Raw genomic sequence first — 14,331 nt, 5'->3', positions numbered from 1 at the left:
ATAGACTGGAGATAAATAATAGCTTCAATACTATGATAAGGAAACCGGAGGAATTTGTTAAGCAAACTTTGCTTTAATTCGTTTCCATAGCTACTTGAGTGACACAGCAGGTTATTTAGAGAATTTTACAAAAATCCATTTTTAACTTACACTACAATTTTAAACCTACAACTTATGCGCAATAGGCTTATAATCAAATCTTCTTCGGTATTGTGTATCCTCCTACTCGCTTTATACGTAATACTGCCGAATTTCTTTGATAATAAGCTTCTTGTTTCAAAAAAGAGAATAAACCTAGGGCTTGACCTGAAAGGCGGGTCATCTCTGCTTCTTAATGTAGATTTGGATTCCTACTTCAAAGAAAAATTGAGTATGCTAGCCGATGAAATAAAAGAAAGCCTACTAGTAAAAAACATTGAATCCAGAATACGAATTGATAAACAAGTAATTATGACATTGAATAATACTGATGACTACAAGAAAGTTTCAACGCTAGTTCATAAAATAAACCCAAATTTAGAGCTAAATAGGAAAGATGCCTCGATTTCCGTTTCATATAAGCCTCACTATAAGAATTCTCTAATCAACAAAGTAGTTTCAGAGTCGATAAATAACGTCCAAAGACGCCTGGATAAGCTTGGTACAAGAGAAGTGAGCGTGCAAAAACAAGGGCAAAACAAGATATTAGTTCAAGTACCCGGAGTAGAAGACACTGAACAAATAAAATCTCTGCTTGGCAAAACTGCTAAGCTAGCTTTTCACTTGGCAAACACTAATGTGGCTAAAATGCAGGATTTAGACCACGAAACTACCGTCATGCTCAAGGATTCTTTAGGCAATTCCTACCCAATATTCCGCAAGGCTGAAATAGGTGGTGATTCGCTGGTTAACGCGTCAGTTAGATTCGGTTCGCTTGGTAAATCCACAGTACATTTTAAATTCGACAGCATAGCAAGTAAGAGATTTGCAAAAATCACTAAAGAAAACGTGGGAAAGCCCTTTGTAATTGTTCTTGATAACACAGTTCTAACTGTGCCAACAATACGCGAACCAATTCTAAATGGAGAGGGAGAAATTAGTGGTAATTTCACTGAAAAACAAGCAAGTGAGCTTGCAATACTCCTAAAATCTGGCGCATTGCCAGCACCACTTAAAATAATAGAAGAGAAAAATATCGGTCCAAGTCTTGGAGAAGAGTCAATAAAAGCAGGAGAAATAGCAGCGATGACCTCTATCGTAGCTGTTGCTTTATTTATAATTATTATTTACGGCAAGTTAGGCTTATTAGCCTCTGTTGCACTGCTTTTTAATGTAATTTCTATACTATCAATTCTTACCCTACTTGAGACAACTCTGACTTTACCTGGAATTGCCGGCATTGCGCTAACCGTTGGTATGTCGGTGGATGCAAATGTTTTGACATTCGAACGCATTCGCGAAGAAATGAAATCAGGAAAAAGAACAGTTCGTGCCATTGAAGAGGGTTTTAAAAACGCAATAAAGACAATCCTCGATTCAAATCTTACCACATTAATTGCCGCAGGAATAATGTTTGTCGTTGGCAGCGGAGCAATCAGAGGCTTCTCTGTTACTTTATCAATAGGAATTTTATGCTCGATGTTCTCTGCAATCACAGTCACAAAACTTCTAATAGAGTTATGTGTAGATCCGAAAAAGTTGGTACTTTAAGTTACTAATTACAAAACAACGAAATTGTTGTATAATGTCATTTTTAAGTTTTATTTCTAATGCATAGATTTGCGATACTCTTTTTTATACTGCTTGCAATAGTTGCATACTATTTAAACAATGAAGTCGTATTTGAAGTAGCAAAGCTATTTAGTGATATATTTATTAGCTTGCTTAAATTGATCAGTTTACCTTTGGTTTTTCTATCCATAGTGTCTACAATTTCAGGACTTAAAGACTTGATTAAAATTAAAACTTTACTTAAGAAAACGCTGTTCTATACGCTGCTTACAACCATTACAGCTGCGTTTGTTGCATTATCTTTTTATTTACTTATGGATCCAGTGAGAAAAAATTTCACAAGTAACACGATAGAAAGCGTAAGTGATAGCAATTACAACTACTTTTCATACTTGAAATCACTCATTCCTTCAAATTTTGCGCAAGTCTTTCTTGAAAATAACGTTATTGGCAGCATATTGATCGCTTTTTTAATAGGTGGAGCTGTTATTTCACTATCAAGAGAAAAACAGGATATATTACACCAGGTGTTTTCTGCACTTTTTGATGTGTTACTTAAAATTGCTCAAGGGCTACTGAAGTTCATTCCGCTTGCTGTGTGGTCCTTTATCACGTGTTTTTTGCACGAGCTAAAAGGTGGCAGCGAGTTCTATAGTCTTTCGTGGTATTTTGCCTGCATAATGTCTGCGAATTTCGTGCAAGCATTTCTAGTTTTACCGCTACTTATGTGGTATAAAGGCATATCACCAATTCAGACGCTGAGGGGAGTTATGCCTGCGCTCACACTTGCGTTTTTTTCTAAATCATCCAGTGCAACATTGCCGACAACCATAGACTGTGTGCAAAATAAGCTAAAAGTGCCAAAGAAGTTGTCGTCCTTTATTTTACCAATATGCACAACAACCAATATGAACGCATGTGCTGCGTTTATTTTGATTACAGTAATGTTTGTTGCGGAGACGAATGGGCACACATTTTCCTTAAGCGAAATGTTTATATGGATTTTTTTAGCTACAGGAGCTGCAATTGGCAACGCTGGAGTGGCGATGGGATGCTATTTTATGGCAACTAGTTATCTTGTATCGATGAACGTTCCTTTGCATATTATGGGACTGATTTTGCCTATTTACACGATCATCGATATGTGTGAAACTGCAATAAATGTGTGGTCTGATGTTTGCGTAACTCAAATAATCAATAAAGAATGTAAGGGTGAAACTTAAAAAACGATGTTATACAAAGGTGATCCAATAATGAAGGAATTTGAGGAAGCTGGAGCGATTTTGCACGGGCATTTTGTCCTTTCATCAGGGCTGCATAGTGATACATATATACAATGCGCTAAGATTTTTGAGAATCCAAGTAGAGCCATGAAAGTTTGCAAGCTATTAGCAAATAAGATAAGAAAAGAGCTAAGTAGTCCAATAGATTTAATACTATCTCCTGCAATTGGTGGAATAATCTTGGGTTATGAGATTGGCAGGCAGCTTGGAATCAGGACGATGTTTTGCGAGCGTGTTAATAGCAAGTTTGAATTACGCCGCGGGTTTGAGATCAAAAAGGGTGAGAAAACATTACTGATTGAAGATGTGATAACCACGGGCAAATCTTCACTAGAAGCAGTGGAATGTGCAAAAGAGAAGGGGGGTAAAGTCGTTGCTGAAGCTGCTCTAATCAAGAGGAATAGTGAAGCAAAATTGTCTTTTCCTGTTATATCTTTGCTTGAGCTTAGCATTGAAAACTACAGTGAAGCGGAACTCCCTGAAGAATTGAGAAAACTGCCTGTAACCAAGCCAGGAAGCCGGGAATATCTAAGTAATTGTGCAAAGTAGTTCTATTTTTAATGTCATCCAAGTAGAATAGAAATAGATTAATGCAAAATTTACTTGACAAACTTCGTTAGTCCTCTTACCACATAATCATTGGTGTTTTAGGCTAAAATTTATCTTTAATCTTTGTATTAAGCGACAAAAGCACGGTATAAAAGAAGGCTTGTTATGTTTTATTTTTGCAGCAAGGGTATTGCATGTTTTTATAAATTTTTGTCTACATTAGCTGGACCTTACTTATTAAGCGGTATAAGAGAAAACCGGACTCCAAGTTTTTGAGAGAATAATAAACAACTCACATTGTGGAGTTTCTTTTGTCTTTTTTAACTAGCTAAAATTTTAACTAATCTCATTTTTTTCATAAAAAAATGTTCGACAAGTTTTGACATTTCCCTTATCATAAAACTATAGGCATTTATAATCTCAAGTTCAGCTACTTGTCAAGCGCATAGAGCATTAACGCCAAGTTCTTAAATAGGTATTAACTAGGCCTTTTTTTATTTGGTAAGTTTCCTAAACATAAAGGTTATACTAACTTTCGTTATCGGAGAGTCAAAAAATGATTGTGTAAAGACCTAATAACATGTATAATTTATAAATAATCTTTGAGGTGGATTATGAAACTAGGCGTTAATATCGATCACGTTGCAACCCTTCGCAACGCACGCAGAACTCCTTACCCAGATCCATTGAAAGCAGCAGAAATAGCTATTGATGCAGGAGCAGATTTTATCACCGTACACTTACGAGAAGACAGAAGACATATTAAAGATGAAGATGTGTTTAACCTGAAAAAAAACATTGAAACTGAGCTAAATCTTGAAATTGTAGCTACAGAGGAAATGCTTGGAATAACGAAAGAGGTAAAACCCTATTCGATTAATATAGTACCAGAAAAAAGAGAGGAATTAACAACAGAAGGTGGCTTGGATATAATCAACATGTACAGTAAACTCTCTAGTATAATAGAGGGGATGAATAGCATTGATATAAAGGTTTCACTGTTTATCAATCCAAATATCAATCAACTAAAGTACCTTGAGAAGCTAGAAAGAAAGCCTGACATAATAGAAATTCATACAGGAGATTACTGCGATAATCCATCAGAAGAAAAATTACAATCAATTACTAATGCTGCAGAATATATCAATAAATTAGGAATAGAATGCCACGCAGGGCATGGTATAACCTATACACACGCTAAAAGAATAAAAGAAACGCCTCACATCTCAGCTCTCAATATAGGCCACTCTTTAATCAGCGAAGCTATATTTTACGGCTTACACAGCGTAGTAAAAACAATGAAAACGATAATCTCTAGCTAACTACTGCTTTTTCCTTTTCATTCAAAACAGTTAAAAGAGTCTTGCTTGCTTTAAATTTCACTCTTGTCTTTTTAGGGACAGTCATGATCTCACCACTCTGAGGATTACGACATTGTTTCTCCCGACTTATAGCAGTAGAGAATGTACCTACTCCATGCAGGCGTATTTCATCTTCTCTATCTAGCTTATCTTTTATTATTTTTATAAACGTATCATAAATCTTGCCCAAGTCAGATTTCGTTATATTTATATTCTGACAAGAACAATCCTCTTTTAATTGCTTTACTATATCTTTTTTACTCATAAATTACCTTAATATTGAAAATTCACACAAACAGCATATTACGTTCATATCAATAGTCAACCAAATTTATCGCGAAAATAGAATATATCATACACTTTTTTTAATATTTACATAACGTTTAACAAAAAGCACAAAAAAATGATTATCTTTTAGAAAATTGATATTTCGCTCGAGCTCCACGTTGACCATATTTTTTACGCTCCTTAACACACGAATTTCGTGTTAAGTATCCCCCCTTACGCAGTATAGAATATAAGTCTTGGCTTATTTTACTTAAAGCCCTGCTTATTCCATGAGCTAAGGCACCTGCTTGACCAGACAGCCCACCACCCTTCACTGCAGCAAATACGTCATATTTATCGAGCATAGATGTTACAATAAGCGGCATTTTTATCATCTGACACACTGATTCCCTTTTAAAGTAACCCAGTAGTTTGTCTTTCTGATTAACAATAAACTTCCCGCTCCCTGGCTTTATCCATACTCTCGCTGCAGATTCCTTCCTTCGGCCTGTAGAATATAAACGACCTAGCGAATCAATTACTGGTTTAGTTATTTTTTCTGATTGATTTGTTACAGAATTTTCCATTTTTACTCCATTATTTTTTATTTTTGCGATTTAAAGAAGCAAAATCTATCTTTTCAGGTTGCTGCCCTTGATGCTTATGCTCTGGACCAGAATAAACATATAAATTTCCAAAACGTTTGCGTGCCATAGGGCCGTCATTAAGCATTCTTTTTATTGCCATTTCTATTACACGCTCAGGAAACTTACCATTTAAAATATTATCTGGAGTAGTTTTTTTCAAACCACCAGGGTAACCTGTATGCTTATAGTAAATTTTCTCCTTAAGTTTCTTTCCAGTAAAATGCACCTTTTCTGCGTTAACGATAATTACATTATCACCACAATCCATATGAGGTGTATACTCAGGTTTATGTTTTCCACACAATAGCGTTGCTACAAATGCTGCAAGTCTTCCTACTACTAACCCTTCTGCATCTATGACAAACCACTTTTTATCGATTTGCTTTTCTTTTAAGAAAAAAGTTTTCATCATCTAAAATTATACAATAGTAAGCTATGATACACTTAACTCCCAAATAGTGTCAACGGCATTAGTTATTGATTATTAAAGCAATTTGTGCTAGTAACTTAGCTGTGTGCAACCAATGTATATAGGAGCAGAATGTTTCGGTTGATTATTACACTTGCAACCATTTTTAGTGCTACAAATTGTTACGCAATCGACCTTGAAGAAGTTATAAATAAGGCTATTAAAAATAGTTCAAAACTAAAATCTCAGCTCTACCAATACAAAAGTGCAGAAAAACAGCTAAAATCCTCCGGGTTGGCTGGATTTTTACCTGAGATTAATTTGCAATACAACTTTAATAGCAATTTCGATCTATATGATAGCCAACATGGGATACCTGGAAAACGTCTTACATTGAATCAGAGAATAATAGACGGTGGTGGTACTTTTGCCACATTCAGCCGATCAAGTCAGTTTCTCAGAGCAGAAAAGATGCGGTTTCAACAGTTAAAACAAGAGATTGCGCTCAACGCCGTGAAAGTATACGTTGATGTTCTACTCAGGACAGAAATATTAAAATTGAGAGAGCACAAAGAACGAGTTTCTTTGGAGCACTTGTCAGCAATGAAAAAACGCCTTTCTCTTGGAGAGGTTACCAACGCTGAAGTTTCATTAGCAAAAGCAAAATTTTCATCTTCAGTGTCAGAAAGAGTTGATGCTGAAGGTAAATTAAAATTGGCAAACATTTCTTACTTTCACTTAATTGGTGAAGATCCTGATGAACTCTCAGAAGCTAATGATAAGTTACCTTCCGTTCCCAAGCTAAATGAGTGCTTACAATTAGCAAAAACCAACAATCTATCTCTAAAGGCAGCGATTTATCAAAAAAGAGCAGCTAAAATGGAAGTGATTGCTGAAACTTCTAAGTGGTTGCCCTCTTTGAATCTCAGTACAAGCAAAAGCTTTAAAGAAGGCTTTAGCCTTGACACGCTTCTAGATAACGTCAATATTGTTTTCACTCTCGATATTCCAATTTTTAAAAGAGGAACCAATGCTTTTGGTATCAGCAAAGCTAAAATGGATGCAAAAAAGTCCACTTATGATTATTATGAAACAGTGAAAAATATAGAAAAAGAGGTTGTGAATGCTTGGAACAACGTTCTGACAGCAAAGGCTGTTATTAAAGCAAGTCAAGAGGCAGAAAAAGCAGCAGCTCTAGCGTTGGAAGGAGTTGAGCAAGAGGTTAACTTAAATTTGAAAAGCACAACTGAACTTTTGGATACCGAAGATGCGCTATTCAAAGCACGTTCGGACTTGGTTGAAGCAAAAAGCAATTATGTAATTAGTGTTTATAATTTGCTTTTTATGATAAATAGTACAGATCTCTAAATTTAATGGTATTAGCGTTATGAGTGATAGACAAAGCAATCAATCTGTAAAAGATATCCTAGAAGACATAAAAAAAAGCCATATCTGGCAAAATGCAAGTGATGATGAAGTGGAAATAGACAAGGAAAAAGAAGATGATGATGTGCTGTATCCTGAAGAAGAATACTTGGAAGATCCAGAAGAAGATAGTAAAGAGGAGGATAATGAAAAAAAAGACATCAACAACAACGGTTAGGATAAGAAAATGGTTTTCTATAACACCAAATTTAATAGTCATGGCCACGATTTAGAGGAAAAAGAAGATGTTCACTTGCAGCATAATACTCAAATGAGCAATAAAAAAGTGGATAACAGTAGTTTACAAACGCAAAATAATGATCACCTAACCTTAAAAGAGAATATGGAAGAGATTAAAGAGTTACTTGAAAGAATGCAAAGTGAACTACAGCACAAGCAACAAAAAAGAGTAAGTCTTACTGTTGAAGAATTAGTCACATCTCTTTTAAAATCTCAGTTGTCGAAATGGCTAAATAAGTATCTTCATATACTAGTGAAAGAAGTAGTTGAAAAAGAGCTAAAAGACATAATCAATAATAAGTGATTCTTGTAGGGTATTAACAAATAAAAACTAGAGTAAAAACAGCCAAAGGCAGAAAAATATCTTCAACCAGGTGGCTTCATCGTCATTTAAATGACAAGTACGTACAAAAAACCAATAAGAACGGCTACAGATCGCGCTCGGCGTACAAGTTGATAGAGATAGATAATAAATTCAAATTATTCCGAAAAGAGCAAAAAATCATTGATCTTGGTGCTTCTCCAGGTGGATGGTCACAAGTTGCATCTCAGAAAGGAGTGAATGTAGTTGCCATTGACATAAAGCCAGTAAATACAATTGCTGGAGTAGAATATATGCAATGTGATATTATAAATGAGCTTGAAATTTTAAGGAACAAATTTAAAGACCAAAAATTTGATGTAGTTTTATCTGACATGGCCCCAGAATCTTGTGGTTTAAAATCGTTGGATCATATTAGAATCATGCTTTTATGCGAAGCAGCATTGAGCTTTGCAAGGCATTTCCTAAGCTATGGTGGCAAGTTCGTAGTAAAAATTTTTCAAGGAGAGTCCGATAAAGATTTTTACAATGAATTAAAAAAAACATTTAAAACAGTAAAATACTTCAAACCAAAGTCAAGTAGATCTGAATCTGCAGAAATGTATTTAGTAGGCTTAGACTTTACCTGTGGTAAAGATCTCAAATAATGGTAAAGCCTTCTAATCCTGTTCTATAGCGGATTTTAATGCTATATGAGCCGCTATAATGCTATTGATTATCAGAATGGCAAAAGTTAAAGCAGTAACAAGTAATGTAAGAATATTCAAGGATAAGTCTTCAAGCTGAACTAATAATTTAAAGTATATAAAAACCGGCATTATAATTGGCAAAACAAGAATTTGTGATATTCCTGATGCTAAGTTGTTTCGACCAATCATTAATGCATTTCCAACAGCTGAAATATTGATTACTATCAATGTGCTGAGCAATAAAGATAAGCCTACTGCTATTGAGTATTCAATATTATTACCAAGAACTACAAAGCTGAATATGGAAGAAATCACTGAAATCGGTAACCCAAACAATAACCAGTGAGCAAAAATTTTACAGGTAATTATAAGCTTAGAAGAAAATGGCTGTATAAAAATTTGCTCTAATATTCCGTCATAATAATCAGAAGCAAATAAGTTATTTGTAGAGATTTGTAAAACAAATGTAGCACATATCCATGTTAATGTTAACATGACTTCTTGTTCACTGTTATTTTCAAGTGTGAACAAAGATAGGCTTAACATTATAATAAAAACAGATATTACATAGGTAAAGTTCTTATCATGTACTGCTAATTTTTTTATTAAACCAATCATACCAGGACTTTAAATGTTTATTATAAATTATGGCGTTTACTTGTAGGTAGTATAATTTCTTGCTCGCAAATTATACAGGTTTTATTATCTAGTTGTACAGTTATGGAAGAGTTACCAAAAACAAAACTACCAGAAAATTACACTCCTTCAGAAGACGAAGAATATATGAGCGTAAAGCAGTTAGAGCATTTCAGTTCAAAGTTGCAATTGATGCTTGCTGAGCTGGAGAAGCAAGAACTAGAGGATAGTACATATTATTCTGATAAAGACAGTGGAAGCGAAAAACTAATCCAGCGAAGAAAAGACAAAAAGGAAAAAATTAAGGAGGCATTAGAAAAAATAAAATTAGGCACCTACGGTTATTGCGAAGGAACAGGGGAAGAAATAGGAGTCGAAAGACTTAAAGCCAATCCACTTGCAATATATTGTATTGAAGAGCAGGAGAGATTAGAAAAAGAAAAGAACGTGTACAACACTGAAGATTAATGGAAATGTTGGTACGACAACCGTTTGAATCAATGTATGCTAAATAGATAAAAGTGCTGTACCTGAAGCACTATAGTCTTTAACAGCTATTTACCCTTTTTAAAAGGCATGCTTCCATTGAACAAGCAGACTGTACTTGATCCGTTCCTTAAGGTAAACACCGAGCCCACTTTTTCAATTATAAGATAATCATCAACTGTATGGAAATTTACTAGAGATTCATATCCTGCAGAGTTAACCATAAAGACTGCTGGAAAGTCAGAACTTGTCTTATTAAATTGCAGATATGTGAATTTCCCATCATCAAAGACTTTAGTTGGTATTATTGACTCACTACCTTTTACATGTGAGATGGAATAATTAAAATTTAAGCCTTTCTTTACAACCTCAATATCACTTATGTCAGGAATAGTGTTAGAGTTAGCTTGCTCGAGAATATAACCGTTGTTGGTTGTGTAAATTTCATCACTATTGAATAGTGGATAAAGAAACCTTACTTCATATGCTAATCTTGGATCATCCAATCCAGTTGCTTCCTCAGCATGAAGTTCAAAGTAATAAACTCTTTTGTTAGTAATTACAGTTGCGTTAGTGTCAGCGATGTCATCTATAGGCTTGATAAATAACCTGTTACCTTGAGGAACGAGCTGCCAACCAGTTGGATCACCCATTGAAAGGTTTTGTATTACTTCCCCTGGTTCAAATAATATACTCGACTGGTAACCATAAAAACCAGTGTACTTATGTATAGCCTGTGGATTATAATTGATGACTTTTATGTGACTGCCTGCAGCTATTGGACGTGGTTCCTGTTTTGCAAATGCATCACCACCACAAAAAAACAACAGCAGAAAAAACAATAAGCTAATCATAATATTAAAATTGTATAAAGAACATTACTTTACCACTGGGAGACATAAGCTGCAACTGTTAACACTAATTTCCACTACACAGAAAACAGATATGCCACTTTATCCCGCTATTCTACTTGCTTCAGTATGAGCTTTTTCCTCGTCATTGTCCATCTGCTTTCTCTGTAATGGAGATTGGTATTACATTTACATCATAGCCACCTCCTTGCTATGGCAAGCTTGACTATACTCTAGCGACGGTTAGCAGCAGCATAAAATATAAACTTTTTCACTCATCTCGCAATCTATTAAATATTTATGTAAAGATAATATTAGAAGAAAGATAGTTAAACTATAAGCTGGTTGGTAGGAAAATTCATAGATGCCAAGATAAATTCTTCGGAAGGTATGTTAATACTAACATTTGTTATTGGGAAAACAAATGGGACATCTTATAAATTCGCTTAACTCCCTAATTATAGAGAAAAAGAGCTCTTTTCCATTTGCTCCATTACCAATGAGACTTGGTATAACCATGTAAAACGACAAATACAGCATTTTGTAATTCATCGTAAGAATTCATACTTTACATAGTCAGAGCGAGGCAATATATTGCTTGAATGAATAATTTCTCTATACTTAACTTGAAGGCAAAAAGGGCTTAATCCTTTTCGAAGCTTGCTAGCTATTGTTCCTAAAATCACTCCTCTAAACGGGAGCGCTTAGCAGATGGCCCTGACTGTGACAAAATTTCAATTTCTGCAGATTCCCAATTTAGCTTTATAATGCCTTTTTCTACACCATTTACTAATGTATATACCCCTAACCAATTGGCACATCTCTTTATTAACGTCTCCAAAATCTATAAAATTATTCAGAGGTATTACTCTTCCTAGTTCCACTCTAAGGTCATTTTCGTGCGCTTTAAAAAATTCTTTTATACCATCAAACTTAATCATTTTAATGTCGCGTTCATAATGTGACAATAAAGTACGAATTAATCATTTATTATTATGTAGGAAAATTTCTTTTTTTTCACTTTATTAGCTTTATTAATTAACATATGAAAATACTCTGGGTATTGCCTTCCTAAATTCTCTTCATCATTAAACTTACTGTGTACATTATCATTTTCTTCTCATATGCTAATTGTGTCACTTTCTTTTAAAAAGTCATATAGTGGCTCATTTTCTTCTGCCATCCTTATCACTTCATCTAGAGATTCGTTCCAATATTCTGACATTTCTTCATGATCTTCTACTTAGTGTGTTTTTTTACATTAGAACCCTGTAATTTAATTTCATGCGCTATTAAAAACTTTGGTACATTTAATCTAGAAACTTGAGAACAGCTAAATATAAAGCGGTATTATCTTCATGATTTGCTTTATTGATATCAACATTTTTTTTGCCTACAAGGCATTTAACCATCTCTAAGTTACCTTTGAAAACAGGTAAATGTGAAGCAGTGTAGCCGTCATTATTTGGTATATCAATATTAGCCCCTTTCTCTACAAAGCATTCAACTATGTTTAAGTTGCCTGCGAGAACAGGTAAATGTGAAGCGGTTTCACCTTTATGATTTGCTTTTATTGATCTCAACATTTTCTTTTCCTGCAAGATATTTAACTAGGCCTAAGTTGCCACTTTCAGCAACTAAATGTAAAGCATTGTCGTTACCATAATCTCCTTCAGAGAAAAAATGCTGACTGCAATCACCTGCCTTATCTAAATAGAAACTTGCTCTATTGATATCAACATTTTTTCGTCTACAAGGTATTTTAACTGTGTTTAAGTGGCTATTTCCGGTAGCCATATGCAATAATGTAGACATAAGAAGCCAAGTATTGTGCTCGGCTAACGATTCGAATAGGTAGCTTTCATTAAAGTTTCCCTGCCTCCACTGTTCATATGCATCTTTATTTTGCTTTAGTAATTCTACTTTTATTTGTTCAAGTATATCACTTGAGTTGCTGGACTCTACTACATTCAGTATCTGATCCAACTATTCCAATGTTAAACCCATACTTATCTCTTACTAAATTAAAAGATGATAATATGATTTGATTATTTCACATTTTCATGAGAAAGCCAAGATTTGTATGTTTCTTAATACATATATAAAACATTAGCAATTACTTTAGTTTCAGGAACGTACTACAAATCGGTATTATAAAAAATCTAATCATTGACTTTTTTAAAAATCCCAAAAAGTACCTATTTGCGAGAACAAGCTGCATAAAAATATGGTTGTAAAATAGAAAAATAAAACTGTTGCAATAAAGTTAGACAAATTGGTTTGTATGTAAATTTAGTGAAAATAGGCTAGTATAGCTGAAGCGATCGATGGGCATAACCTCCAGAATTATTTATATCACTACCTCTAACATGAATTTTTGTTTGGCAATAAACGACTCCTTAGCTTGAAATTAAGAAAGCAGTTGCTATATATATCGAAAAATACGAGTTAAACTTATATTATGGACTTAAGTAAATTTACCGAAAAAGCAAAAAACCTAATTCAAAGTGCCCAAATGAAAGCGTTGGGAGCTGGGCATCAGGTTTTCATGCCTGAGCATTTACTAAAGGTGATGCTCGAAGATGAACCAGGTTTAGTCCAGGATTTGATAGGCGCTTGTGGTGGAAATATTCAGAATATTTCCGATGCTGTGGACGGTGCAATAAAAAAGCTTCCAGTAATTGAAGGTCCGGGAAGTAGTAGCCTCCAACTTTCAAGAGAAGTAGCAAAAGTTTTTGAAGACTCAATTGGTATTACAAGGAGAAGTAAAGACTCATTTGTTACCGTTGAGCGTTTACTACAGGGTCTCACTGCACAGAAAGATAGTACTGTGGGTAGAATTTTAATGGAAGATGGTGTGACTCCACAAAAGTTAAGCTCAGTTATTGCAGAAATGAGAAAGGGCAACAATGCGGACTCGCCAAATAGCGAGGAAAAAATAAATGCAGCAAAGAAATATACAAAAGATATTACAGGGCTTGCCATACAAGGAAAGCTTGACCCTGTAATTGGTCGTGATGAGGAGATAAGAAGAACTATGCAGGTATCACTGAGGCGAACAAAGAATAATCCTGTTCTGATAGGTGAACCTGGTGTTGGAAAGACTGCAATAGTTGAGGGACTTGCAAATAGAATTGTTGCAAACGACGTGCCGCTTGGTTTGCATGGTGCAAAAGTTTTAGCCCTGGATCTTGGTGCGTTGATTGCCGGAACAAAATTCAGAGGGGAGTTTGAGGAAAGGCTAAAGGCGGTTATTAATGAGATTTCAAAAGCAGAGGGAAAAATTATATTATTCATCGATGAATTACACACTTTGGTTGGAGCTGGAGCAACAAGTGGTGCAATGGATGCTTCAAATCTACTAAAGCCTGCTCTTGCACGTGGAGAAATTCGCTGTATAGGAGCCACAACTTTGAATGAATATCGCGAGCATATAGAAAAAGATCCTGCACTCGC

Annotated in this window: 16 protein-coding genes and 1 pseudogene; 9 read left to right on the top strand and 8 right to left on the bottom strand. The window is 34.8% G+C overall.

Features of this window, described 5'->3' with window-relative positions; translation table 11 throughout:
• Positions 1 to 174 precede the first annotated feature (174 nt).
• The 4 genes from secD (at position 175) to IHO13_RS01560 (ending at position 4,864) form a co-directional block, all read left to right on the top strand.
• Positions 175 to 1,689 carry a protein translocase subunit SecD gene (gene secD, locus IHO13_RS01575; RefSeq protein WP_225537962.1) on the top strand — a complete coding sequence of 505 codons (1,515 nt, stop codon included), beginning with the start codon at positions 175 to 177 and terminating at the stop codon, positions 1,687 to 1,689.
• A 59-nt stretch (positions 1,690 to 1,748) separates the two neighbouring features.
• Entirely contained in the window at positions 1,749 to 2,933 is a 1,185-nt protein-coding gene (locus IHO13_RS01570; protein WP_225537961.1) for a dicarboxylate/amino acid:cation symporter, read from the top strand.
• A gap of 6 nt (positions 2,934 to 2,939) precedes the next feature.
• Positions 2,940 to 3,542: an orotate phosphoribosyltransferase gene (gene pyrE, locus IHO13_RS01565; protein WP_225537960.1), complete on the top strand. Its 603-nt coding sequence runs from the start codon at positions 2,940 to 2,942 to the stop codon at positions 3,540 to 3,542.
• 614 nt (positions 3,543 to 4,156) lie between these two features.
• Positions 4,157 to 4,864, top strand: coding sequence for a pyridoxine 5'-phosphate synthase (locus IHO13_RS01560; RefSeq protein ID WP_225537959.1), 708 nt, complete (start codon positions 4,157 to 4,159; stop codon positions 4,862 to 4,864).
• On the opposite strand, the gene IHO13_RS01555 is transcribed toward IHO13_RS01560, so the two are convergent.
• The 3 genes from IHO13_RS01555 to rplM form a co-directional block, all read right to left on the bottom strand.
• The gene (locus tag IHO13_RS01555; RefSeq protein ID WP_225537958.1) at positions 4,857 to 5,168 is read right to left on the bottom strand and encodes an HU family DNA-binding protein; all 312 of its coding nucleotides are present in this window, start codon (positions 5,166 to 5,168) and stop codon (positions 4,857 to 4,859) included. The genes IHO13_RS01560 and IHO13_RS01555 overlap by 8 nt on opposite strands.
• 142 nt (positions 5,169 to 5,310) lie before the next feature.
• Positions 5,311 to 5,757: a 30S ribosomal protein S9 gene (gene rpsI, locus IHO13_RS01550; protein WP_225537957.1), complete on the bottom strand. Its 447-nt coding sequence runs from the start codon at positions 5,755 to 5,757 to the stop codon at positions 5,311 to 5,313.
• Positions 5,758 to 5,767: 10 nt separating this feature from the next.
• Positions 5,768 to 6,226: a 50S ribosomal protein L13 gene (gene rplM / locus IHO13_RS01545; RefSeq protein ID WP_225537965.1), complete on the bottom strand. Its 459-nt coding sequence runs from the start codon at positions 6,224 to 6,226 to the stop codon at positions 5,768 to 5,770.
• Between the two features lie 132 nt (positions 6,227 to 6,358).
• Here rplM and IHO13_RS01540 point away from each other — a divergent pair, with 132 nt between their 5' ends.
• The 3 genes and pseudogenes from IHO13_RS01540 to IHO13_RS01530 all read left to right on the top strand — a co-directional run bounded on the left by IHO13_RS01540 (position 6,359) and on the right by IHO13_RS01530 (position 8,860).
• Positions 6,359 to 7,594, top strand: coding sequence for a TolC family protein (locus IHO13_RS01540; RefSeq protein WP_225537956.1), 1,236 nt, complete (start codon positions 6,359 to 6,361; stop codon positions 7,592 to 7,594).
• A gap of 19 nt (positions 7,595 to 7,613) precedes the next feature.
• Positions 7,614 to 8,195, top strand: a pseudogene (locus IHO13_RS01535) (DUF2497 domain-containing protein).
• A 56-nt stretch (positions 8,196 to 8,251) separates the two neighbouring features.
• Entirely contained in the window at positions 8,252 to 8,860 is a 609-nt protein-coding gene (locus tag IHO13_RS01530; RefSeq protein WP_225537964.1) for an RlmE family RNA methyltransferase, read from the top strand.
• A gap of 12 nt (positions 8,861 to 8,872) precedes the next feature.
• On the opposite strand, the gene IHO13_RS01525 is transcribed toward IHO13_RS01530, so the two are convergent.
• The gene (locus IHO13_RS01525; protein ID WP_225537955.1) at positions 8,873 to 9,520 is read right to left on the bottom strand and encodes a heme exporter protein CcmB; all 648 of its coding nucleotides are present in this window, start codon (positions 9,518 to 9,520) and stop codon (positions 8,873 to 8,875) included.
• Positions 9,521 to 9,622: 102 nt separating this feature from the next.
• Here IHO13_RS01525 and IHO13_RS01520 point away from each other — a divergent pair, with 102 nt between their 5' ends.
• Positions 9,623 to 10,006 (top strand): TraR/DksA family transcriptional regulator, encoded by a 384-nt coding sequence (locus tag IHO13_RS01520; protein WP_225537954.1) that lies wholly within the window; start codon positions 9,623 to 9,625, stop codon positions 10,004 to 10,006.
• An 86-nt stretch (positions 10,007 to 10,092) separates the two neighbouring features.
• Here the strand turns inward: IHO13_RS01520 and virB9 are convergent, their stop codons facing one another.
• From virB9 to IHO13_RS01500, 4 genes are all read right to left on the bottom strand, one after another.
• Positions 10,093 to 10,878 carry a P-type conjugative transfer protein VirB9 gene (gene virB9 / locus IHO13_RS01515; RefSeq protein WP_225537953.1) on the bottom strand — a complete coding sequence of 262 codons (786 nt, stop codon included), beginning with the start codon at positions 10,876 to 10,878 and terminating at the stop codon, positions 10,093 to 10,095.
• A 731-nt stretch (positions 10,879 to 11,609) separates the two neighbouring features.
• On the bottom strand, positions 11,610 to 11,816 hold the full coding sequence (locus IHO13_RS01510) for a hypothetical protein (RefSeq protein WP_225537952.1): 207 nt from the start codon (positions 11,814 to 11,816) through the stop codon (positions 11,610 to 11,612).
• Positions 11,817 to 12,185: 369 nt separating this feature from the next.
• Positions 12,186 to 12,461, bottom strand: coding sequence for an ankyrin repeat domain-containing protein (locus IHO13_RS01505; RefSeq protein ID WP_225537951.1), 276 nt, complete (start codon positions 12,459 to 12,461; stop codon positions 12,186 to 12,188).
• Complete coding sequence (locus IHO13_RS01500) at positions 12,433 to 12,861, bottom strand: hypothetical protein (protein ID WP_225537950.1); 429 nt, start codon at positions 12,859 to 12,861, stop codon at positions 12,433 to 12,435. Before IHO13_RS01500 ends, IHO13_RS01505 begins: the two co-directional genes overlap by 29 nt.
• Positions 12,862 to 13,336: 475 nt before the next feature.
• On the opposite strand from IHO13_RS01500, the gene IHO13_RS01495 reads away from it, so the two are divergent.
• Positions 13,337 to 14,331 (top strand): Clp protease N-terminal domain-containing protein (locus tag IHO13_RS01495; RefSeq protein ID WP_225537963.1); only part of this gene is annotated, 995 nt, incomplete at its 3' end.

The sequence above is a fragment of the Wolbachia endosymbiont of Mansonella perstans genome (assembly GCF_020278605.1).
In the GTDB taxonomy this organism is placed as follows: domain Bacteria; phylum Pseudomonadota; class Alphaproteobacteria; order Rickettsiales; family Anaplasmataceae; genus Wolbachia.
This window is presented reverse-complemented; position numbering and strand designations above follow the sequence as displayed.